At 62.7% G+C, this 21,408-nt stretch carries 17 protein-coding genes; 5 read left to right on the top strand and 12 right to left on the bottom strand.

Annotation, left to right across the window (positions count from 1 at the left end; genetic code table 11):
* Window positions 1–3: 3 nt before the first annotated feature.
* Window positions 4–2,331 (top strand): DNA topoisomerase IV subunit A, encoded by a 2,328-nt coding sequence (gene parC, locus QPK31_RS06370; RefSeq protein WP_290422101.1) that lies wholly within the window; start codon window positions 4–6, stop codon window positions 2,329–2,331.
* Window positions 2,332–2,625: 294 nt separating this feature from the next.
* Here the strand turns inward: parC and QPK31_RS06365 are convergent, their stop codons facing one another.
* The 9 genes from QPK31_RS06365 to QPK31_RS06325 all read right to left on the bottom strand — a co-directional run bounded on the left by QPK31_RS06365 (window position 2,626) and on the right by QPK31_RS06325 (window position 14,475).
* Window positions 2,626–3,114: a hypothetical protein gene (locus QPK31_RS06365; protein WP_290422100.1), complete on the bottom strand. Its 489-nt coding sequence runs from the start codon at window positions 3,112–3,114 to the stop codon at window positions 2,626–2,628.
* A 143-nt stretch (window positions 3,115–3,257) separates the two neighbouring features.
* Entirely contained in the window at window positions 3,258–4,673 is a 1,416-nt protein-coding gene (locus QPK31_RS06360; RefSeq protein WP_290422099.1) for a M64 family metallopeptidase, read from the bottom strand.
* An 85-nt stretch (window positions 4,674–4,758) separates the two neighbouring features.
* The gene (locus QPK31_RS06355) at window positions 4,759–5,019 is read right to left on the bottom strand and encodes a PAAR domain-containing protein (protein WP_290422098.1); all 261 of its coding nucleotides are present in this window, start codon (window positions 5,017–5,019) and stop codon (window positions 4,759–4,761) included.
* Window positions 5,020–5,031: 12 nt separating this feature from the next.
* Window positions 5,032–6,813 carry a DUF2875 family protein gene (locus tag QPK31_RS06350; RefSeq protein WP_290422097.1) on the bottom strand — a complete coding sequence of 594 codons (1,782 nt, stop codon included), beginning with the start codon at window positions 6,811–6,813 and terminating at the stop codon, window positions 5,032–5,034.
* A complete protein-coding gene (locus QPK31_RS06345; RefSeq protein WP_290422096.1) occupies window positions 6,810–9,122 on the bottom strand; it encodes a DUF3274 domain-containing protein in 2,313 nt (770 codons plus the stop codon). The genes QPK31_RS06350 and QPK31_RS06345 overlap by 4 nt, the downstream gene beginning before the upstream one ends.
* Window positions 9,123–9,133: 11 nt before the next feature.
* The gene (locus QPK31_RS06340; protein ID WP_290422095.1) at window positions 9,134–11,875 is read right to left on the bottom strand and encodes a type VI secretion system Vgr family protein; all 2,742 of its coding nucleotides are present in this window, start codon (window positions 11,873–11,875) and stop codon (window positions 9,134–9,136) included.
* A 214-nt stretch (window positions 11,876–12,089) separates the two neighbouring features.
* Window positions 12,090–13,301, bottom strand: a complete 1,212-nt coding sequence (locus QPK31_RS06335) for a cyanophycinase (RefSeq protein ID WP_290422094.1) — start codon at window positions 13,299–13,301, stop codon at window positions 12,090–12,092.
* A 69-nt stretch (window positions 13,302–13,370) separates the two neighbouring features.
* Window positions 13,371–13,808 carry a GNAT family N-acetyltransferase gene (locus QPK31_RS06330; protein ID WP_290422093.1) on the bottom strand — a complete coding sequence of 146 codons (438 nt, stop codon included), beginning with the start codon at window positions 13,806–13,808 and terminating at the stop codon, window positions 13,371–13,373.
* A 73-nt stretch (window positions 13,809–13,881) separates the two neighbouring features.
* A complete protein-coding gene (locus QPK31_RS06325; protein WP_290422092.1) occupies window positions 13,882–14,475 on the bottom strand; it encodes a hypothetical protein in 594 nt (197 codons plus the stop codon).
* A gap of 131 nt (window positions 14,476–14,606) precedes the next feature.
* Between QPK31_RS06325 and argH the strand changes: the two genes are divergently transcribed.
* The 4 genes from argH to QPK31_RS06305 all read left to right on the top strand — a co-directional run bounded on the left by argH (window position 14,607) and on the right by QPK31_RS06305 (window position 18,182).
* Entirely contained in the window at window positions 14,607–16,004 is a 1,398-nt protein-coding gene (gene argH, locus QPK31_RS06320) for an argininosuccinate lyase (RefSeq protein ID WP_290422091.1), read from the top strand.
* 390 nt (window positions 16,005–16,394) lie between these two features.
* Window positions 16,395–17,198: a lipid II flippase Amj family protein gene (locus QPK31_RS06315; RefSeq protein WP_290422090.1), complete on the top strand. Its 804-nt coding sequence runs from the start codon at window positions 16,395–16,397 to the stop codon at window positions 17,196–17,198.
* Between the two features lie 74 nt (window positions 17,199–17,272).
* Entirely contained in the window at window positions 17,273–17,500 is a 228-nt protein-coding gene (locus QPK31_RS06310; RefSeq protein WP_229437377.1) for a hypothetical protein, read from the top strand.
* A 10-nt stretch (window positions 17,501–17,510) separates the two neighbouring features.
* Window positions 17,511–18,182 carry an HAD-IA family hydrolase gene (locus tag QPK31_RS06305; RefSeq protein WP_290422089.1) on the top strand — a complete coding sequence of 224 codons (672 nt, stop codon included), beginning with the start codon at window positions 17,511–17,513 and terminating at the stop codon, window positions 18,180–18,182.
* Here QPK31_RS06305 and QPK31_RS06300 read toward each other — a convergent pair whose 3' ends face one another.
* The 3 genes from QPK31_RS06300 to QPK31_RS06290 are packed head-to-tail and all read right to left on the bottom strand — an operon-like array spanning window position 18,183 to window position 21,348.
* Window positions 18,183–18,737 (bottom strand): TMEM175 family protein, encoded by a 555-nt coding sequence (locus QPK31_RS06300; protein WP_290422280.1) that lies wholly within the window; start codon window positions 18,735–18,737, stop codon window positions 18,183–18,185. It lies immediately after the preceding gene.
* 32 nt (window positions 18,738–18,769) lie between these two features.
* Complete coding sequence (locus QPK31_RS06295; protein WP_290422088.1) at window positions 18,770–19,462, bottom strand: YoaK family protein; 693 nt, start codon at window positions 19,460–19,462, stop codon at window positions 18,770–18,772.
* A 2-nt stretch (window positions 19,463–19,464) separates the two neighbouring features.
* On the bottom strand, window positions 19,465–21,348 hold the full coding sequence (locus QPK31_RS06290; RefSeq protein WP_290422087.1) for an amidohydrolase: 1,884 nt from the start codon (window positions 21,346–21,348) through the stop codon (window positions 19,465–19,467).
* Between the last annotated feature and the right edge of the window lie 60 nt (window positions 21,349–21,408).

The raw sequence follows: 21,408 nt of genomic DNA, 5'->3' as shown, positions 1-21,408 counted from the left end.
ACCATGTCTACTCAAGCAAATCTGTTCGAACAAGCCAGCGAAGCGCTCGACGACGTCGAATCGCTGACCCTGTCCACCTTCGCCGAGCGCGCCTACCTCGACTACGCCGTCTCGGTGGTCAAGGGCCGCGCCCTGCCCGACGTCTCCGACGGCCAGAAGCCGGTCCAGCGCCGCATCCTGTACGCGATGAACGAACTGGGCCTGGGCGCCACCGCCAAGCCGCGCAAATGCGCCGCCGTGGTCGGCGACGTGCTCGGTAAACTCCACCCGCACGGCGACCAGTCGGTGTACGACGCGCTGGTGCGCATGGCCCAGGACTTCTCGCTGCGCTACCCGCTGATCGACGGCCAGGGCAACTTCGGCTCGCGCGACGGCGACGGCGCCGCGGCGATGCGCTACACCGAAGCCCGCCTGACCCCGATCTCGCGCCTGCTGTTAGATGAAATCGACATGGGCACCGTCGACTTCCAGCCGAACTACGACGGCACCACGAACGAGCCGCGCGCCCTGCCGGCGCGCCTGCCGATGGTGCTGCTGAATGGCGCCTCCGGCATCGCGGTGGGCCTGGCCACCGAGATCCCGTCGCACAACCTGCGCGAAGTGGCCGATGCGGCCGTCGCCATGATCCGCAACCCGAAGATCTCGAACGCCGAACTGATGACCATCATCCCGGGCCCGGACTTCCCGGGCGGCGGCCAGATCATCACCCCGGCTTCGCAGATCGCCGACATGTACGCCACCGGCCGCGGCTCGATGAAGGTGCGCGCGCGCTGGAAGATCGAAGAACTCGCCCGTGGCCAGTGGCAGGCGGTCGTCACCGAACTGCCGCCGGGCACCTCGGCCGCCAAGGTGCAGCAGGAGATCGAGGAGCTGACCAACCCGAAGGTCAAGCTGGGCAAGAAGACGCTGACGCCGGAACAGATCGCGCTGAAGCAAACCATCCTGAACTCGCTCGACACCATGCGCGACGAATCCGGCCGCGAAGCGCCGGTGCGCCTGGTGTTCGAGCCGAAGTCGAAGAACCAGGACCAGAACGAATTCATGCTGCTGCTGCTGGCGCACACCTCGCTGGAAACCTCGAGCCCGATCAACCTGGTGATGATCGGCGGCGATGGCCGTCCGCGCCAGAAGGGCCTGAACGACATCCTGCAGGAGTGGATCGACTTCCGCTTCGTCACCGTGCGCCGCCGGACCGAGTTCAGGCTGGGCAAGGTCAACGACCGCATCCACATCCTGGAAGGCCGCGAGATCGTCCTGCTGAACATCGACGAGGTGATCGCCATCATCCGCAACTCGGACGATCCGAAGGCGGCCCTGATCGAGCGCTTCAAGCTGTCGGAACGCCAGGCCGAGGACATCCTGGAAATCCGCCTGCGCCAGTTGGCGCGTTTGGAGGCGATCAAGATCGAGCAGGAGCTGGCCCAGCTGCGCGGCGAGAAGGAGAAGCTGGAAGACATCCTGGCCAACCCGTCGACCATGAAGCGCACCATCATCCGCGAGATCGAAGCCGACGCCAAGCAGTTCGGCGATGCGCGCCGTACCGTGATCGAAGAAGCGCAGCGCGCCGTGGCCGAGCAGAAGGTCATCGACGAGCCGGTAACGGTGATCATTTCCGAAAAGGGCTGGGTACGCGCGCGTACCGGCATCGGGCATGACCACGCCCAGTTCACCTTCAAGCCGGGCGACTCGCTGGGCAGCGCCTTCGAGTGCCGCACCGTCGACACCCTGCTGGGCATCGGCGACAACGGCAAGGTGTATTCGGTGCCGGTGGCGGCCCTGCCTGGGGCGCGTGGGGACGGCGTGCCGATCACCACGCTGGTCGATCTGTCGGGCGGCGTGCGCATCCTGCATTACTTCGCGGGTTCCGGTGAGACGCGCTTGCTGATCTCGACCTCGAACGGTTTCGGTTTCATCACCAAGGCCGGCGACATGATCAGCCGCCTGAAGGGCGGCAAGTCCTTCATCACGCTCGACGACAAGGCCGTGCCGCTGGCGCCGCGCGTGATTTCGGATACCGCCGGCGCGGTGGCCTGTTTGTCGGAGAAAGGCCGCGTGCTGGTGTTCGGCATCGACGAGATGAAGGTGCTGACCAATGGCGGGCGTGGCGTGATCCTGATGGAGCTGGAGCCGAAGGAAACGCTGCTCGCCGTGCAGCCGATCAGCCAGAAAGGCGTGAACGTGATCGGCACCTGGGCCGGTTCGAAGCCGCGCGTGGTGGAGCTGTACGCGTCGGGGCTGGAGCCGCACTTCGGCAAGCGTGCGAAGAAGGGCAAGCCGCTGTCGGCGAAGCTGAAGGCGACGGATCTGGCGATGCGGGCGACGGGCGAGTAATCGTTTGACCGCAGCGTGAATGGACAAAGCCGGCGAAAGCCGGCTTTGTTGTTTGTGGCTTATGTCTGCCGTAGCTGTGTGAATTGTGCGATGTCGGAACTGTTATACCGCGTGGGCACGGGGCGCCCACCCTACGTATGCGCGCACCCGGGTCGATGCCAACGTAGGGTGGGCGCCCCGTGCCCACGCGTTCGAACCCATCCGAATTCGCGAATCGCGTGAACATCGATAACCCACCGACACAATAAAAAATGCCGGCATCACGCCGGCATTCTTCATACGCTCAACGCGCGATTAGTGCTTAGCAGCAGCCTTGTGCACGTCGGCGGCGGCTTCAGCGCGGACCTGTTCGGTCTTGGCAGCAGCGGTCGCACGATCGGCGGCGGCATCAACCTGCTTCTTCAGTGACTTTTCGTCGGCCTTGATCATGGTCTTCTCGGCCTTCAGGTTCGCTTCCGAGACCTTTTCCTCGGCCTTGGCAACCGCCTTGGCGCGGTCTTCCGGGTCAGCCTTGGTGACTTTCTCGGCTGCGTCGGCGTGGGCCTTCACGGCCTTGGCGTGGGCCTTGGCTTTCTTTTCCTGGGCGTCGGCGACGGCCTTGGTGGCTTTTTCGTCGGCCTTGGCAGCAGCCTTGGCTTCTTTCGCTTCGGCCTTGGCGACGTCGGCTTCAGCCTTGGCTTCGGCTTTCACGACGGCTTCGGTGTTGGCCGAGTTGACGGTGGTCTGGGCGTAAGCGGAGGTAGCGAAAACGCCGGCGATCAGGGTTGCGAGCAGCTTGTTCATGGTATGTCCTTTCGGTTTTATGGTGGGGTGCAGGTCTGTGCCTGCGTTTGTATTTTTGTTAAGCACAGGTCCAGAATATGCCTCCCACACCGGAAGTTCTGTTCGCCACCACACACATTACTGCTGAGTTGAAACAAGGTGTTTCAGCGCCGCGCCGGCCCCGCATACAGGTCGATGATGTCGACGATCCCGTCCCGGCAAACCGGACAGAACGCCTCGCTGCGGTCGAACATGATGCACTGCATCGCCGGCCGGTAATACCCGGTCGCTTCATAGTTCGCCCCCTCGAATGCCCCTATGGCGTGACGATGCGGCTGCTTCTCGAACAGCGTTTTCGTGCGCGCCAGGTCTTCGCGGAACAGCGCGTCCATTTCGCTTTCCGGACGGTTGTTTTCACGCAGCGCCGCGCGCTTTTTCTGGTAGGCGCGCGAGGCATCTTCGTATTCTTTTTTCGGCCAGGGCGTGGGCAAAGGCGTGCCGGCTGTTACATGTTGTTTCCATTTGAGCTTGGCCGGATCGCGCAAGGCGGTCACGTTCGGCTCCCATGGTTCAGGGCGCGCATCGCTCGGCTGGTAAGCCACCGGCGAGGTGTAGTACTCGTCGGCGAGGCCGGCGAAATGGTGGCCGAACTCGTGCACGAACAAATATTTGGCCCAGGCGTTGCCCGCCGCTGCCGTGCTGAACTGGCCGAAGATACCGCCACCGCCGTAGGTTTCGTTGTTCACCAGGATTTCGATGAATTCATAGGGCGCGTGCTGGGCGATGTCGCGCAATGCCCGGTTGTCGAGCGTGAGCACATAGCGCTCGCTGCCGAAGATGTCGTAGCGCGTGCCGAGTGGCGAAGCATGGTGCACGCCGGTCGACGGCCGCGATATGCCCGATTCCGTGGTCGGCACCGCCAGCGCCCACACGTTGAAGTCGCTTGCGCGTTCCTTGAACGGCGACACCGTGAACAGGTGCTGCGACAGGCGGCGCGCGTCGGCCTCGAACTTCTTCATGTCGGCTGCGGTGTAGCCGTCGCCGAGGATCAGCAAATCGACCTTTTGCGGCGACGGACCGCTGACGCGGATCGGGATCGGCTTGGCTGGCGCTGGTGGCTGCTGTTTCACCACGTCCGGCGCCTTCGGATCGACTTCCACGCTCCAGGCCACCGAGAAGGCATTGCGTTCGTCGCGCTTCAGGATGCGCACGCGCACCGGCTTGTCGAACTGAGGAAAGCGCACCGACTCGCTGAAGCTGCGGCTGAGCTTATTTGCCTCCTCAGTCGTGCGCCACTCGCCGAACACGGTCGAGAAACCGCGCGAATACAGCAGGTCGCCGGTCTTCGCATCGACCACCTCGACGCGGTTCTGGCCGCGGTTGGTCTCGTCGAAGTTTTTCGCCATGTCGCCCGGCCAGGGCAGCGGCTCGATCAGCACGCGCTCGATGGAGTAGCTGTCGCTTAACGCGTTGCCGCTGTGGGTGTAGTCGAGGCGGACGGTGGCGGGCTGGGCGGAAGGGGCAGCAAAGGCGGCGGCGCTGGAGGCGAGCGCCAGGGCGGCGGCAAGGAAGCGGAGCATGCGATTTCCTGTGAGGTGGGAAAGGCATGCATTGTAATCCTGTACATGACGAGCGAAGCCTTCCGCTCGCCATGCAATATGCAGACTAATTGAGCGTCATGTGCGGATTGCCAGGCAACAGGGTCGCTCCGCAGCTGGTCTTGTGGCCCTCGTACGCTACTGGCACGCCGTTGACTGTATGGCGGGCGGCTCCCTCCACGATCGTGCCTGGGCCATGGATTGGGCAAGTCGTCTTGTCGCCGACACAGGCGACCGCAATGCCGCCTATCGTAAAGTGCGTGGCAGCGACACTCATGACCTTCCCGCCATGGCTGGTGAGATCGTTCAAGCGGATAATTTTTGGCATGCGTGCTCCCTGTTACTGATAAGCGCCAGGATCAACGGCCGGGGTGCCGCGGTGCGCAAAGACGTCGCCTCCATTCGGATGTTTCTGGTTTTTACGCTGCTCGTCGGAAGGCGGGCTGATGAGGATGATCGAGGCCTCGTCCGGGCTGCGCATGTTGATTGCCGCGCTAACACCCCCGTCGCGGTAGCTGCCCATGACACCAATACCCATCTGCACGAACAGGGTTGCCGCGCCGGTATTGCCAAGGCGCTTGTCGGTATCGATGAACTGGCTCGACTTGGCGCTATCGATCTCGGGACCACCTGCTGCCGCTTGTGCGTCCAGTACGCCGTGCAGGGCAATCAGCTGATCGGTATTGTTGTTCGTCGCGACAATCACGCGAGCAGGAGAGGTGGCACGCTGGGCTTCGGGCAGAGTCTGCAGTGCGGCTTGCCAGCCTGCTTGTAGCAATTTCTGGCGGTCGGCACGACGGGTGATCGGTTTGCCCTGTTCGTCGGTGAAGCGCACGAAAGTTGGACGATGGATGTAGCCGAGGGTGGGCAGGCGGTCGAACGTTTTCAACTGCTCGCGGTTCCAGGGGATCGGGAACCAGGGAGTGGGTTTCCATTCCTTTGGCGGATAGTGAGCGAAGGGATTGAGCTTGCCCAGTACCCCGGGAACGCCAGTGCCACGCACGTCGGGGCGCTGGACAAAGGCGGCAGTGGCTTCGAGCCACTCGCTGATGACAGGTTGGCGCTCGCCGACTGCGTGTAGCTCTTGACGCGTCATGTCTGCGCCGACCTGCGTTGGTGTCTGCAACGCATTTTTTCGTTGCCAACTTGGAACTGCAGTCATCAGGTTGCCGTACATCCAGCGAAATTCCTTTTGCAGGAATTCGTTGTCTGGATCGTCCCAGACAAATGGCCGCACCGGATCGACCCGCTCGCGGCGGGCGAGCACGAACAGCGCCGACGCATCGGGCATTTCCGGGATGTAGTGCCCGTCTCTCAGCAATGGGGGCGTGCCGGGAAGACGGTTGTCATCGCGGGTTCCCATACTGTCTTCGGAATTCAGAACAACATAGGGCACATCCGGATTGGCATCGAAAAAGGCAAAGACGTCTTCGATGATGCGGTCAGGCTGTTCCTCGAAACGGCGCGGGCCTACGACAAACAAGTGCCATGCCATGCCGGAAACGATCGCCCCTCCGGCAAGTCCAGGCAAGGGCCTCTCTGGCCTGTCGCTCCACTCCGGATCGAGGTTAGGGGGCGCTGCATTGAACACCGGTACCCCATAATACATTGGCGTAAACTGCGCCCCATTTTCAAGCGAATCGCCGCCACGCCCTCCGCCCGTACCATTTTTATCGCGTGCGGTCCAATCGTATTTTTTCGGATCCTGCTCGCGGATCGTTGCAGCATGATTTCCGGTTTGCAATGCCGCCCATAGCTTCCCTTGCCGGTATTTATCCAAGGTGACGCCCAGCCCGATCACTTCAAGTACATACTCACGTTTTTGCTGCTCGGTTTGCGCTACCTGCGTGTGATGAGAAACCGGGTCCTGCTGTTTCTCTGCGTTGTTCTTCGACGCTTTAACCCAATGCGCTCCAAACAGTGTTGTGACGAGAATTGTCGGACCAATAACCCACCACAATATGCGATTGCCCATTGTCTGCTCCTGTATGGTTAAGCTTTCTGGTTCAATGACTGTCATCACAAATGCCGCCCACACCGGAATGAGAATGACAAGGGCGAGAAAAGCGCCGATGGCATATTTCGCCGGACGCATCCATGTTGTATTGGCTTGGTTGTTCATCTCGTTCCTTTCGCTCCGCTGTTTGCTTTGACGGGCGCCGGTGGCGACACGACGACTCGGTCTCCTGACATCGTTTCGCATACGACGAGGTTCGGCAAACCTACGTGCAGCGCTGGAACGCAGGCGGGCAGCTCACCTTTGCTGTAGTACACGGCATTCCCCTCGATGAGTTCCTTCCGCTCCGCACGCTCAACGGACCAATATGCTCTGTAATCTTTGGAAAATTTTTCCCATTGCAGAATGGATGGCCGTTTTGCAGTCGAATTTGTCTGCAACCGCCAATCCGCCACTGCACACAAATACGCATAGAAATTAGGATCGCTTGACGCCAGCCCGCCACCAATGGAAAGGTCATACGCAGTCACATTGCGATGGTTTTTCGCACTGCCGAAAATAGAGCCGTGGAAGGATTTTGGACTGACCTCGTGCTGCCAGCGCTTGCGTGCCTCGTCCGGACTTTCCTGGATCAGCGCAAAGACTTTCCCGTTCGGATAGCGCAGCGCTTTCAAGACCTTGCGCTGCCCTTCCGGAGGCAACTGGTCGAGCTTGTTGTCCTTGTTGTGCCGCGCCTCGATCTGCAAACACTCGACTTTCGACAGTGCCTGCACCATTTTTGGTCGCTGCCCAGTCTGTGATGGATCGGCGCATTCCACTTTCTCGACATTCAGTCCCTTGCCACTGGTGATGGCAATCGCCGCGTCGATCGGATCGACTTCTTCGACCGGCCCCTGATCCTCCCGGGCCACACGCGCCTGGATCGAATCGGCCGGAATGTTCTGCGGATCGATCTGTCCAGTGCCGCGCAAGTCTGCCAGTGCCGGTATCCGCAAGGCCTCGCCATTGATGCTGCGCAGCCCCTCGCGTTTATCGGACTCGGAAAGCATGAAGTCCAGCATGCCCGGCTGTCTGGGCCAGGTGATTTCCTTGTGGTTCTCGCGCAGGAATCGATTTGCATCGGCCACATGCGCATGATCGTCTTCGCCCTTGAGGCGCAAGGCAAAATCATGTGGCGGTTGACCGACCAGTACCGGACCAACAGCCTTCTTCGCAGGGTCGAGACGCTGTTTGCTGGTGAATACGCGCTGATGGAAGCCACGCCCTAATTCGGTGAGAGGCTTGCGGCTTTGCTTTTCAGTGCGGTAGCCCGCCGAGGATGCCGTACCCAACATTGCCCGCGTATCACCTCGCGGCATGGAAGAAAGGGTAGTCCCATCCATGAAGTCGGGCACGCCTTGCCAACCAATGCCTTTCATATTGTCCAACGCTACCGTCATGTCTTCGGGGCAGAAGTAGAGGTAGACCTTGCCGCGATTATCCCGATCAGCCCCTGCGCTCCATTTTGTCCCGACCATGCCATGGAATTGTCCGTGGTCCGATAGTGCCGTCAGTGCTGGCATCGTATGCTTCTTGGCAGTGACGCCCTGCACGATATTGACCAGCGTAGTCAGCCGTGCATCGAAGGTCTGGCGTGACTTCAAGACCCCGTAACGACCTTCCATTGCAGCATCCGTCCCGCTTTTGAATGTTTCTGACGTGTCGACCAGAATCCCCGCGTCTTCTTCAAGGCTGTATGGCGGATGAGTCAGGATCAGCGTATCGGCCGGCCGTTTTCCGTCCTGAAGCAAGAATGCCTGTGCCAGCAGGCTGATCAGGCAGCCTTGGCTGTGTGCCACAATGTTGACGGTTTCGTTCGCGTCGTAGTCGCGGATCATCGCAACCAGGGCCGCAAGTCGCTTCGCAGCCAGGACCATATACATCCTTCCTGGCGCGCTCAACACTGGCCGTACCGGGTCGCCGCCTACATCCGCTGGCGAACATATTCCCCGGTTCCACATATCAGGCAACGTGCTTGTCGCGTTGGCGAACGGGCCGCCGCCTTTCGATAAATCCTTGTCCAGCCGATTACCGAAACGGTCGATGCGCTGCCCATTTTTTGTACCAGCTTGGTTGAACAGCTCGCGGTATCCCCAATAGAAAGGAATGACCGGACTGTGCGTCGTGTTTTCGGTCGTGCGCTTGAAAAAAACAGCATCCGGATCGGCTTCAAGCACGTTCTTGTCTTTGGCAGTCGGCATCCGGTAGTTTCCAGGCACGAACCGTCCCGGCTTGCCATGCAGGCGCATATCGAGCCCAGCGCACAATCCTTCTTCGACCGCACCGAAACCGGTGCCGACATCGTTCACGCCATGAATGACGATGACGTTGCACGGCAAGTCCGGCTTGACGTCCACCTTCTTGTCGGAATTGCGTTCGCATTGCAGGACACTCGCGTCCTGCCCAATGCAATAGGGTTCCCGCGGATACAGCATGGAGCGCCTCCTTATTGTTCGTCGGTGAGAATCCGGATCTTCGCGATATGCATCGCGTCGCGCTCGAGCAGCTCTGTCTTGCCCGCGGCATCGCTAATACCCTTGAGCGTGCTGCCATCACTCATCTCTATCTCGAAACGTCGGTTCGCGGCAGGCGCAGCGTCCTTGTCATGGGCACCATACTTGAGAACAAATTTCTGGTCAGGGCTACCGCTTTCGAAAGTCGGCAGTTCGGCGGCCATCGTTGCCGGCCCGTCGAGGGGAAAATTCGCTGCCTGCTGTTTGATGTCGCCCTTGGTGCCAAGGACAATGCCCCCACCGACCTTGATGAACGAACCGTCTTCGGCAATGAGATGGATCTCCTTTGCCATCAGCACTACCTTGCCGTCGGTGGCAGTGACCTTGACGTTTTTGGCGGAATTGACTTCTGTATCGTCGTGCTGGCTCTGCAGCAAGAACTTGCCATGATGGGCAATCGCCTTGATACCGTTGTGGTGCGAAAACAGGGATACGCCTTGTCCCGCATTCAGGCTGAAGCGCTGACCCGCAGTCAGTTGGATGTGTTGCTGCGCCACGATGTCGGCATTGGACCCTGCGTAACTGACCAGCTCCTTCGACGTGGCGAAGCTGATCCCATCGGGCGCACTGACAGCGATCATGGCGCTGCCAGTTGCCATTCCTTCAGGCGCGGTATTACTGCCGTGTTCCCACTGGCCCAACTGCGACTTGAGTTCGACCAGCGGCGCAGTATCGAGCGGCAGCGCCTGGTGCTCCACCGCGTAGCGCCCCAAGCTCTGGCATTGCTCCAGACATTGTTCCATTAACGACAGGAATTCGGCCCGGGCCAGTTGATTGTCCACAGCGTTCAAGCGCTTCCATGCCGTCAGCAGCATGCCCTTGGCGGCGCGCACGGCCACATGTTCGTCACTACGCAGCTCCGCACCTTCTCCACGCGGCGCGCCCTCGCCATCGCGGCGCGGATGGCGCAATTCCCCTAGGTTGAGTTGACTATGGCCGTGTTCGCTCGCCAGCTGGGCACTGATCTGCCCCGGCGTGTCGTCCATGCGCAATTGGTTGTACCGCTGGCCTTTTATTTCCCGGCTCTTGATTCCCGACAAAAAGCGGTTACCCGGCAGGCTACCGGAATGGCTGAAGTCCGGTGGCGGTGTTCTGCCGCCGTGGACGCGGCCAGTGATGACCGGCTTGTCCGGGTCTCCGTGCAGGAAAGACACCAGGCATTCGTCCCCGGCGCGTGGAAGCGAGATTGCACCGGTATGATCTCCGGCCCAGGAGCTGGCTACACGCAGCCAGGCCGAATCGGTATCGCTATCCGATGCCCCCGCGCCTTGGGCGTGTGCGTGGTCGCTGGCGCGGCAAGCTGGGAAACGTACCTTCACCCGGCCACGCTGATCGCAGTGGACCTCTTCCTCGCCAGGGGTAACGACGATGACACTCTGCACTTGCGCGACCGGTACATCCGTACGCGGGTCGAATGCCGGCACGATGGGTATGCCGCGTCGCACACAACTGAACCGGTTTGCATAGCGGGCTCCGCGTTCGGCACTCGCGCGTACGAGCCCGGCGTCAAGCTGACGCCATTTATTCAACGCGAAGAGACGTGCGATCCTGTCGCTCAGGTCTTTCGGCAGATTGTTTTCCGCATCAATGCACAGGCCGGTAATGACGAACTGTCGATCTTCAGCACGATGCGTATCGATTTCCGCATGGCCCTCAATAGCAATCCACTGACCGATGCCTAAGTCACGTACACCACTCTCGGCTTCAAAATGTTTGGCCTCGTATTCGCGCTGCTGCATGCGTAAGGTTGCCAACGTACGGAAGTCCGCATTGCTGTCACCTGCATGCGGTGCCTCAACTAGGTATTCGTCGACCTTCGAAGCAAACCTGTTTCCAACGTTTCCCTGGTCATGTTGAGCTGGAATCGAGGCCTCGGATGTCGAAGACTGTTTGTAGTCCCAGGAATGGCGAGTGACCTGCCCGGCTATCAGCAAGCGCGACGCATGCCAGGCCGTGACGCCATCTCGGTTTTCAGTTCCATCGTCGCGGTGATAGCGCACCGTCCCGGCCGTTCCCTGTGCGAGGGCATATGGGTCGTCGAACAGCACAAGCCGATGACCTCGAACGGCGTCGTGACGGGTTGACTCGCCGGGTTCGAAAAACCATGCCAGGCCGCGCCGCCTCCATAAGCGGCGTAGAAATGCAGCATCGGATTCGTTATATTGCATCGTGAATTCGCGCGCAGGATACGATGCAGCCGTCAACAATTTGAAATCGAAAGCACGTGCGAGGACCGGATTGTCATGCAGCCATTCACGCAGCAAGGTACGCGTAATGTCGATCTCGCTGGATTGCCGGAACACGCGGGTATTGATGCGCGCCTCCATCAGCGAGAGCGCATCGCGAACGACAAGCTGATAAGTCGCGAGTGCGCCGTCGCTTTCGCCTTCGGCAGCCTGCGCCACGATCCCGCATACCGAATGCAGCTCGCCCCGATCAGTTACGAATTGCAGTTCTACCGCCATGGCGATGAAGGTTTTCAGCGGTAAGCCAGCACGGCCGGCCACGCAGAGAAGACGGTATTCGATCCCGCCACACATATCCGCCTGGCCTTTCACATGTTTGACCAATAAGCGCTCTGTCAGCGTTCCTTGCTCGCCTGACAAACGCAAACGAATAGGACGATTGGCGTCGGTCAGCTCCTGATACAACAGGTGAATCTGCTGTGAATGCATAAAGAGGTTCCATTGGCAGGATTGGAAATGCGCCATCGATACGCCGATGACAGCTACCCACGCGCATGCCCGTCAGCGCAGCGAGCGACGACGGATCAATCACGTTAACCAGTGGAATGTTGAAGGAGTGCGGAGGGAAATTATTGACCTGAATCAAGCCCTCAGAATTGCCAGACTCGTTTTTCGCCCCTGTCCGCAGGTTGCGGCGTGGAAGCTATTTGTACTGATACAACGGCCGCTTCACGATGATCGGCCGGATATCCAGCCGCACGTTATAGATCGAGTAGGCCTCGGTCGCCGACGACATATAGCCCACGCTGTCCCCTGTGCGCGAGAACTTGAACTCGAAGCCGAGATCCGGCTGCACCGAATTGGCGCTGTCGAGGGTGAGGCCGATGGCTTCCGGCTGGTCGCTGTCGATCAGCTTGCCCATCAAATCGACCACGGTGCTGTTGCCGAGGATGTCGGCCGAGAACAGCGGCTCGCGGTAATACGGTCGGGCCGGATCGAGCCGCCCGTCGGCCTTGTCCGGCGCCGGCGTGAACGAATGGCTGGCGATGTTGAAACGGTCGCCATTGTCGAGGTAGCTCAGGCGCACGTTGCTGACGTTGAAGGCGCCCTCCTGCGCATTTGCCGCCGACAAATCGACCACCAGCGCGCCCTTGTAACCGATCACCTCGACGTCGCGTTGCGGCCCCACCACCATCGCCGTGTTCTCGTCGATGCCCAGGCCCAGCTTGTAGCCTTTTTGCAGCATGGCCGGCAGCATGCGCGCAAAGCGGCCGCGCACCAGCAGGTGCTGGTCGACGAACACGTCGTCGCCGATGAAGCCGAGTCCGGGCGTGATTTCCTGGCCGTCGGTAAGACCGAGTTTCAAGGTGGCGAGCACCGGCTTCGGGTGGCCGAACATGGAGCTGCTCATGATGGCGGCGCCGGCGCTGGTGCCGGCGATCACGCCGCCGCGCCGGTACATGCTCCACAGGGCGTCGAGCACCAGGCTGTTGGCGCCGTCGGGGCGGCGCAGGGCGGCGGTGATGCGGGCCTGGTCGCCGCCGGCGAAGTAGGCGCCGCCGGCGGTGCTGACCGCCTTGGCGAGTTCGGGATTGTCGGCGGCGGCCTGGTAGTCGGTGCCGGTCAGGCGCACGGCGACCGGGACGAAGAAGGCGTTGGCGCCGTAGCGGTTCAGGCGCTCGACCAGGAAGGCGCCGGATTTTTCGGGATTCGCGGAAGCCGAGGCGAACACGGCAATGCGTGCGCCCTTGCCACCAGCGAGTTCGACGATGCGTTCCCAGACGGCGGCATTATCCGGACGCAGCGCCCCGCCGATGATGACCAGCGATCCCTTCGGCGGCGCTTCGGCGGCGCGCACAGGATGCCCGGCCAGCAAGGCCAGCAACAGGGCGACAGGAACAGCGAACCGGACCATGATGCGCTCCTTTTCGGACAGTCAAAGCGTAAGCCTGATTCGAGAAAGACGTCGCCATGTTGCGTTCTCTCAGGAGACGTAAATATTGGGAAAATAGCGCTCCATCAATGTCTCCGGCTTGCTCGGCGCAGTAAAACCGAAGCGCTCGTACAGGCAGTGGGCATCGCCCGTGGCGAGGGTGAAACGGCGCAGGCGCTGCAGGCTGGGATGGCGCAGCACGGCGGCCACCAGCTGCTTGCCGTAGCCGTGGCCGCGGTATTCCGGCAACACGAACACGTCGACCAGGTTGGCGAAAGTGGCGAAGTCGGTGATCACGCGGGCAAAGGCGACTTGCCGGCCATCCAGGTAGCCGCCGAAACACAGCGAATTCTCGATGGCGCGTTCGACGACCGGCCGCGGAATCCCCACCGCCCAGCTCGACTGCTCGCTGAGGAAGCGGTAGATCATCGGGATGTCGAGCTGCGACTGGTCGGTACTGACCTGGAAACTGGAATCGTTGGTAGTCATCCTGAAACCATCTGCGAAAAAACCAATTCTAGCGCCATTTGCCGAAACGATAAGTTTCGATTGCGTCCGGATGTCAGCGCGCGTCTTCGTCGTTCGGCAGATAGCGTTCCGGCAAGCTCAGGTGCGCATCTTCCGCGCGCCAGATCAGGTTGGCGATCCACCAGCGCTTGCCATCGTGTACCAGCTGGATGCTGTTGATGCCGCGCAGGAAGGGCTTGGTGTCGTGCGGCGCCCTCAGCAGTTCATAGGTGCTGAACACGTGCACCAGCTGGCCGAAGGTTTCGGTGCGGCGCGCGATTTCGCGCTCATAGAAACCGTTGGCGCTGAAGGTGCTCATGTTGCGGCTGATGTAGTCCTCGACCGTCATCGGGCGCAGCGCAAACGCGCCGTGATTCTGCGGGACGATCATCGACAGCTTGGCGTCCGGCACGAACAGCGCGCGCATGCGGTTCCAGTTGCGCGGTGCGCCGGCCGGGCCGGAAATGACTTCGTACAGGGCGGCAACGGTGGAGTCGACCGAGGCGCCGTCGGCTTCCTTGACGGTTGCCGGCTGGGCCGGCGCGGTATGCACCTGTGCCTGTGCCGGCGCGGCCTGCTGCGGCTGGGCCTGGGCAGCGCCGCCGGCAATCAGGGCCGCCAGGGCCAGAGGGAACCATCCTTGCTTCATCTTTTTCTCCGTTGCGTCAATCCTGAACAAGCGCATGATGGGCGATTTTTGCGTACTTGTCATCCGGCCCCTGCCCCGCCGGCAGGTCGGCCGGGCGGTTTATAATCGGATAAATCAACCGGAAATTCCCCATGACTTCACAATTCTCCAAGAAAGCCGAGGCCTGGTCGGCGCGCTTCTCCGAACCCGTCTCCGATCTCGTCAAGCGCTACACCGCGTCCGTGTTCTTCGACAAGCGCCTGGCCCTGTTCGACATCCAGGGTTCGCTCGCCCACGCCGAGATGCTGGCCGCGCAAGGCATCATCAGCAACGAAGACCGCGCCGAAATCGAGCGCGGCATGGCGCAGATCCGCGGCGAGATCGAGGCCGGCAGCTTCGAGTGGCTGCTCGACCTGGAGGATGTGCACCTGAACATCGAGAAGCGCCTGACCGAACTGGTCGGCGACGCCGGCAAGCGCCTGCACACCGGCCGCTCGCGCAACGACCAGGTGGCGACCGACATCCGCCTGTACGTGCGCGCCGCCATCGACGACGTGCTGGCCCTGCTGAACGGCCTGCGCACCGCGCTGACCGATCTCGGGGAGCGCCACTTCGACACCATCATGCCGGGCTTTACGCACTTGCAGGTGGCGCAGCCGATCACCTTTGGCCACCACATGCTGGCCTATGTGGAGATGTTCGGCCGCGATGCCGAGCGCATGCAGGATGCGCGCCGCCGCGTGAACCGCCTGCCGCTGGGCGCCGCCGCGCTGGCCGGCACCACCTTCCCGATCGACCGCCTGCGCGTGGCCAAGACCCTGGGCTTCGAGGACGTTTGCCACAACTCGCTGGACGCCGTCTCGGACCGCGACTTCGCGATCGAGTTCACCGCAGCGGCGTCCCTGATCATGATGCACGTCTCGCGCATGTCGGAAGAGCTGGTCATGTGGATGAGCCCGCGCATCGGCTTCATCGACATCGCCGACCGCTTCTGCACCGGCTCGTCGATCATGCCGCAAAAGAAAAACCCGGACGTGCCGGAACTGGCGCGTGGCAAGACCGGCCGCGTGTACGGGCACCTGGCCTCGCTGCTGACCCTGATGAAAGGCCAGCCGCTGGCCTACAACAAGGACAACCAGGAAGACAAGGAACCGCTGTTCGACACGGTCGACACCGTGCTCGATACGCTGCGCATCTTCACCGACATGGCCGGCGGCATCACCGTGAAAGCCGAGAACATGCGCGCCGCGGCGCTGCAGGGCTATGCCACGGCGACCGACCTGGCCGACTACCTGGTCAAGAAGGGCCTGCCGTTCCGCGATGCGCACGAAGCCGTGGCGCATGCGGTGCGTGCCTGCGATGTGGCCGACGTCGACTTGTCGGAGATGTCGCTGGAAACGCTGCAGGGCTTCTCGCCGCTGATTGGCGAGGATGTGTTCGCGGTGCTGACGCTGGAAGGTTCGGTTGCCGCACGCGACCACGTGGGTGGGACGGCGCCGAATCAGGTAAAGAAGGCGATCGAACGCGTGCGCGGGCAGTTGAAGGACTGATCACAGATTACGGCCCGGCGGCGTATTCCGTGGGTCGATGATGGGCCGGCGACGGTTCCCGTACGGTGGGCACGCCGTGCCCACGCGGGTACGTGCGTCTCACCTGGACTCGTGCCCGGAAATATCGCTCGCATGGTCTCACCGTGCCGCGATTAAAAACATCGAATCGGACTGCGACTGGCGGATACGTCGCGAGCGACACCTCAATGCCGCCGTCCGATTCATACGCACGTAACCGCGTGGGCACTTCGTGCCCACCGTACGAACGCGACGGCGCCGTAGTCGTTGTGGAATGATCCTTGTGCCCACGCGATCGACGCGCGAAATCTCCAGTTGCCGCACACACCATTCAATGTCAGCATGCATGCTTGATAACAACATCAAACACGCATGGACACCCAGCTCTGGCTGATCTGCTTCCTCACCTTTGTCATTCACCTGATCGGCACCCTGGCCTATTCGGTGCGCATCGCCGGCGTGCGCACGCGCCGTATCGCGGTCTCGTTCGCGCTGTTCAGCATCCTGGTGCTGGTCTCGCGCACTTCGAATTCCTTCCTCGGGCCCTTCCTCGCCAAGCGCGTCGAATCGAACCTGGCCGGCACCATGAGCACCCACCTGCTGTCGGACTTCCGCTGGCTGCTGGTCTCCGCCTCGCTGGCGACGATTGCCGGCGCCCTCTTGATTCCGACCTTCCAGCGCGTGTTCTGCCGCGCCGTCGAGCACTTCCAGGTGCACCGCTCGGTGCCGAAGCTGATCCTGCATGGCTTCTTCAAGGGCGGCCTGTCCTACATCCGGCACTCGGCCACGCTGCCGTCCACGCCGCAGGTGAGCAAGCCGACGAAAACCGGCGCCGTGTCGTGGTCGATTTTGCTGTTGAACGTCGGCGCCGCCGCCCTCTGGACCGTGGGTGTGTTCGCCGCCCTGTACGCCGGTGCGCTCGACCCGGCGGTGCGCGTGACGTCCAGCACCCTGTCCTCGATCATCAACGGCGGCGCCACCATCATGATGGCGGTGTTCATCGACCCGCATTTGTCCGGCATGACCGACGACGTGGTGGAAGGCAAGCTCGATGAAGCGCAGTTCCGCCAAGGCATCGTGTGGCTGGTGGGCAGCCGCCTGGCCGGCACCTTGCTGGCGCAAGCGCTGCTGGTGCCGTCGGCCATGGTCATCGTCTACGTGGCGCGCATTATTTGAAGGATTGCAAGGCAGCGCACGCTTTCCCGGCATCTGGCTAGAATCACTTTCAAGCCATATCGCAAGGGAATCACATGCATCGCTATAAAAACATCAGCGGCGAATCCGGCGTCGTTGCCTACGACATCGGCCGGCGCTCGATCACCGTGGAATTTCGCAGCGGCGAGCGCTATCTCTACACCGACGACAGCGCCGGCGCCGACAACATCACGGAAATGCAGCGCCTGGCCACGCTCGGCAGCGGCCTGTCGACCTACATCAGCCAGATCGTGCGCGAGCGCTATGCGCAAAAATTGAATTGAATTGGTATCCATGAAACTCGACACCCTGCCCGACCGCAGCTATGCCGTTTTCCTGTTCGACATGGACGGCACCCTGCTCACCTCGATCCGCTCCGCCGAACGCGTCTGGACCGCCTGGGCCACGCGCCACAAGCTCGACGTCGACACCTTCCTGCCGACCCTGCACGGCAAGCGCACCCACGACACGATCTGCCAATTGAAGCTCCCCGGCGTCGACCCGATTGCCGAAGCCGCCTGGATCACCGCCGCCGAAATCGAGGACGTGGCCGACATCGAGGCCATCGACGGCGCCGCCGATTTTATCGCCAGCCTGCCGCCCGAGCGCTGGGGCATCGTCACCTCGGCGCCGCGCAAGCTGGCCGAAGCGCGCCTCGCGGCGGCCGGCCTGCCTTCGCACCGATTGCTGGTGGCGGCCGAAGATGTCGAGCACGGCAAGCCGGCGCCCGATCCCTTCCTGCTCGGTGCGCGCAAGCTCGGCGTCACCCCGGCCGAGTGCCTGGTATTCGAAGACACGCAAACCGGCCTGCGCTCGGCGGCGGCCGCCGGCATGGACGCCATCGTCGTCACCCTCACCCACGCGCACCCAATGGAAACCGACGTGCCGGCCATCCTCGACTACGCCGACCTGCAGGCCCAACTCGGTGCCGACGGCGGGCTGCGCGTGCTGCGCAAGGCCGCCTGATCAGCCATCCTGCTGCGGCGCCTGCGGCATCAGCCAGAATGCCGCCAGGATCACGTGGATCACGGCGCCGAGCGGCGCGTACCACAGCGACAGCAGGATCGCCGCCGCGTACAGCCCGATCGAGATACGGTTCTTGCGGCTGCCCCAGGCCATGGCGTGGCTGCCTGCGCTGACATCCACGCGCCAGGCCAGCAGCATGAACGAGATAGAGCACAGCAGCAGCACCGCGCCATACAGCGCCACCGGCACGGGCGCCATCGGGTTCTCGCCGGCCCAGGCGGTGACATAAGGGATCAGCGACATCCAGAACAGCAGGTGCAGGTTCGCCCACAGCGCCGCGCCATCCACCTTCGCCACGCGGTCGAACAGCGCGTGGTGGTTCACCCAGTAGATGCCGACGTAGACAAAGCTGAGCGCATAGCGCAGCCAGCCCGGCAGCATCCCTGCGAGGTCGGCCACTTCGGTGCCGTGCGGCGGCTTCAGTTCCAGCACCATGATCGTGATGATGATGGCGATGACGCCGTCGCTGAAGGCCTCGAGCCGGCCCTTGCTCATGGTGCGGCGCGACGTGCTTGTGACGACGGTGCTCATGGCGCCACCAACTGCGCGGCCGGTTCCGGGCGCCACACGTGGAAGGCCAGGATCGCCACCGGCAGCGCCAGCGCCACGAAGCCCAGCGCCAGGTAAGCAAACGCCGCGGCCGCACAGCCCAGGGCGAATGCCAGCACCGGCCAGAAGAACTTGGCGCAGCGCGCGGCGGTGGCGGCATCCGCCGCGCCGCGCAGGCGGTCGACGGTATCGATCACCAGCTGGGTCACGTTCCCCGTCATCATCGAGGTCGGCGCCAGGTGGCTCAGCAGCAGCTTGCTGGCCGCGCTGTGCGCGCCCATCGCCGCCGTGCCCAGCAGCCCGGCCGCCATCGCCAGCGCGCCGACAGTTTTACCCACCGGCTCGGCCAGCATGCCGCAGACCATGAAGCCGAGCAGCAGCACCAGCTGCAGCAAATAGACCGGCCGCGTGGCGGCGGTGCCGCGCCGTTCGCAGCGCGCCACCAGCAAGCGGCAGGCCGCAACGCCGAGGATAAAGGCCGGGAAGGCGAGCAGTTTCAGCAGCGACGGCGTTTGCGTGGGGTCGGCCAGCGACACCGCGATCAACACGAAGTTGCCGGTCACGTGGGCCGTGAACAGGCCGAACAGGGCGATGAAGCCGAAGGTGTCGACGTAGCCGGCCAGGAAGCCCATGCTGGCGCCCTGCAGGCGCTGAAATTGTGGGGTCGTCATGATCAGAACGCGAAGCAGCTGCAACCGAAGGCGCCCCAAAAGCCACCGAAGTCCGACACCGGCACATTCGATTTGCGGGCACGATCGTGCGAATGGGCGTGCACGCCGCAGGGGCCGTTGCACTGGTGGGCCATGGCCGTCACCGGCTGCTGCGTTTGCGGCGCGGCGCGGCGCCAGTGCCCCGGCACCTTCTGCACCGGCGACCATTCCGGCAGCACCGGAATCGGCGCCGGCCCGTGGCCGGTGAACTCGGCCGCGCCATACACCACCTTGCCGCCGACGATAGTCAGCACCGATTCGATGGCCTTGATGTCTTCTTCCGGCACGCTGAAGAAACCGTTCGACAACACGGCGAGGTCGGCCAGCATGCCCTCCTGGATGCGGCCCTTGCGGCCCTGCTCATTGGAGAACCAGGCGCTGCCCGCGGTCCAGAGTTCGAGGGCCGTCTCGCGCGGCAGGTGACCGTTGTCGCCGTACAGGGCCAGGCCGCCGACGGTACGCCCGGTGACCAGCCAGTACAGCGCCGTCCACGGGTTGTAGCTGGCCACGCGGGTGGCGTCGGTGCCGGCGCCGACCGGCACGCCGCTCTCCAGCATCTGCTTGATCGGCGGCGTGGCGCGCGCAGCTTCCTTGCCGTAGCGGTCGACGAAGTACTCGCCCTGGAAGGCCATGCGATGCTGGATCGCGATGCCGCCGCCCAGCGCTTTTACCCTGTCTATACTGCGTTCGCTGATCGTCTCGCAATGGTCGAACATCCAGTGCAGGCCGTCGAAGGGAATCTCGCGGTTCACCTTCTCGAACACGTCGAGCATGCGCGTGATCGATTCTTCATACGTGGCGTGCAGGCGGAAGGGCCAGCGGCTTGCCACCAGGTGGCGCACCACCTTTTCCAGTTCGTCTTCCATGCCGGCCGCCAATTCGGGGCGCGGCTCCAGGAAGTCCTCGAAGTCGGCCGCCGAAAACACCAGCATCTCGCCGGCACCGTTGTGGCGGTAGTAGTCGCTGCCCTGCCCCGGCGTGACCATCTTCGTCCAGCGCTGGAAGTCTTCCAGCTCGCCGCCCTTGTTCTGGGTGAACAGGTTGTAGGCGATGCGGATGGTCAGCTGTTCTTCACGATCCAGCTGCTCGACCACCGCGTAATCGTTGGGGAAGTTCTGGAAACCGCCGCCGGCGTCGATGGCGCTGGTGATGCCGAGGCGGTTCAGTTCGCGCATGAACTGGCGCGTGGAATTCACCTGCAAGTCGAACGGCAGCGTCGGGCCCTTGGCCAGGGTGGCGTACAGGATCATCGCGTTCGGACGGGCGATCAGCATGCCGGTGGGGTTGCCTGCGGCGTCGCGCTGGATCTCGCCGCCCGGCGGGTTCGGCGTGTCCTTGGTGTAGCCGACGGCGCGCAAGGCGGCGCGGTTCAGCAGCGCGCGGTCGTACAGGTGCAGGATGAAGACCGGCGTGTCGGGTGCGGCGGCGTTGATCTCTTCCAGGGTCGGCAGGCGGCGCTCGGCAAACTGGAACTCGCTCCAGCCGCCGACCACGCGCACCCACTGCGGATGCGGGGTGAGGTCGGCCTGGTCTTTCAGCATGCGCAGGGCGTCGGCCAGCGACGGCACGCCTTCCCAGCGCAATTCGAGGTTGTAGTTCAGGCCTCCGCGGATCAGGTGCAGGTGCGAATCGTTCAGGCCCGGGACCACGGTGCGGCCGTTCAGGTCGATCACCTGGCTGCCCGCTTCGCGATAACGCATCACGTGCTCGACATCGCCGACGGCGAGGAAGCGGCCGTCCTGCATCGCGACGGCGCTGGCCTGCGGCTGCTCGCGGTCGAGGGTGGCGAACTTGCCGTTGATGAGGATGAGCGGCGCGCTGGCGCCACGGTTGGACTGTGCTTGCATGTGCTGCTCCTGTCGCCGGGCGCTGGCCGGCACGATGGTGGTTGGGTAAAGGCCCACCTT

It is taken from the genome of Massilia sp. YIM B02769 (genome assembly GCF_030411995.1).
GTDB lineage: Bacteria > Pseudomonadota > Gammaproteobacteria > Burkholderiales > Burkholderiaceae_D > Telluria.
The sequence above is the reverse complement of the archived record's forward strand: the minus strand, read 5'-3'. Positions and strand labels throughout refer to the sequence as shown.

Excerpts from the sequence above, each read along its gene's own strand:
- argH (WP_290422091.1), top strand. The coding sequence starts at position 14,607 with ATGACTTCACAATTCTCCAAGAAAGCCGAGGCCTGGTCGGCGCGCTTC.
- QPK31_RS06335 (WP_290422094.1), bottom strand. The coding sequence starts at position 13,301 with ATGGTCCGGTTCGCTGTTCCTGTCGCCCTGTTGCTGGCCTTGCTGGCC.
- QPK31_RS06360 (WP_290422099.1), bottom strand. The coding sequence starts at position 4,673 with ATGCTCCGCTTCCTTGCCGCCGCCCTGGCGCTCGCCTCCAGCGCCGCC.
- QPK31_RS06355 (WP_290422098.1), bottom strand. The coding sequence starts at position 5,019 with ATGCCAAAAATTATCCGCTTGAACGATCTCACCAGCCATGGCGGGAAG.
- QPK31_RS06295 (WP_290422088.1), bottom strand. The coding sequence starts at position 19,462 with ATGACGACCCCACAATTTCAGCGCCTGCAGGGCGCCAGCATGGGCTTC.
- QPK31_RS06330 (WP_290422093.1), bottom strand. The coding sequence starts at position 13,808 with ATGACTACCAACGATTCCAGTTTCCAGGTCAGTACCGACCAGTCGCAG.
- QPK31_RS06340 (WP_290422095.1), bottom strand. The coding sequence starts at position 11,875 with ATGCATTCACAGCAGATTCACCTGTTGTATCAGGAGCTGACCGACGCC.
- QPK31_RS06290 (WP_290422087.1), bottom strand. The coding sequence starts at position 21,348 with ATGCAAGCACAGTCCAACCGTGGCGCCAGCGCGCCGCTCATCCTCATC.
- QPK31_RS06315 (WP_290422090.1), top strand. The coding sequence starts at position 16,395 with ATGGACACCCAGCTCTGGCTGATCTGCTTCCTCACCTTTGTCATTCAC.
- QPK31_RS06305 (WP_290422089.1), top strand. The coding sequence starts at position 17,511 with ATGAAACTCGACACCCTGCCCGACCGCAGCTATGCCGTTTTCCTGTTC.
- parC (WP_290422101.1), top strand. The coding sequence starts at position 4 with ATGTCTACTCAAGCAAATCTGTTCGAACAAGCCAGCGAAGCGCTCGAC.
- QPK31_RS06300 (WP_290422280.1), bottom strand. The coding sequence starts at position 18,737 with ATGAGCAAGGGCCGGCTCGAGGCCTTCAGCGACGGCGTCATCGCCATC.
- QPK31_RS06325 (WP_290422092.1), bottom strand. The coding sequence starts at position 14,475 with ATGAAGCAAGGATGGTTCCCTCTGGCCCTGGCGGCCCTGATTGCCGGC.
- QPK31_RS06345 (WP_290422096.1), bottom strand. The coding sequence starts at position 9,122 with ATGCTGTATCCGCGGGAACCCTATTGCATTGGGCAGGACGCGAGTGTC.
- QPK31_RS06310 (WP_229437377.1), top strand. The coding sequence starts at position 17,273 with ATGCATCGCTATAAAAACATCAGCGGCGAATCCGGCGTCGTTGCCTAC.
- QPK31_RS06350 (WP_290422097.1), bottom strand. The coding sequence starts at position 6,813 with ATGAACAACCAAGCCAATACAACATGGATGCGTCCGGCGAAATATGCC.
- QPK31_RS06365 (WP_290422100.1), bottom strand. The coding sequence starts at position 3,114 with ATGAACAAGCTGCTCGCAACCCTGATCGCCGGCGTTTTCGCTACCTCC.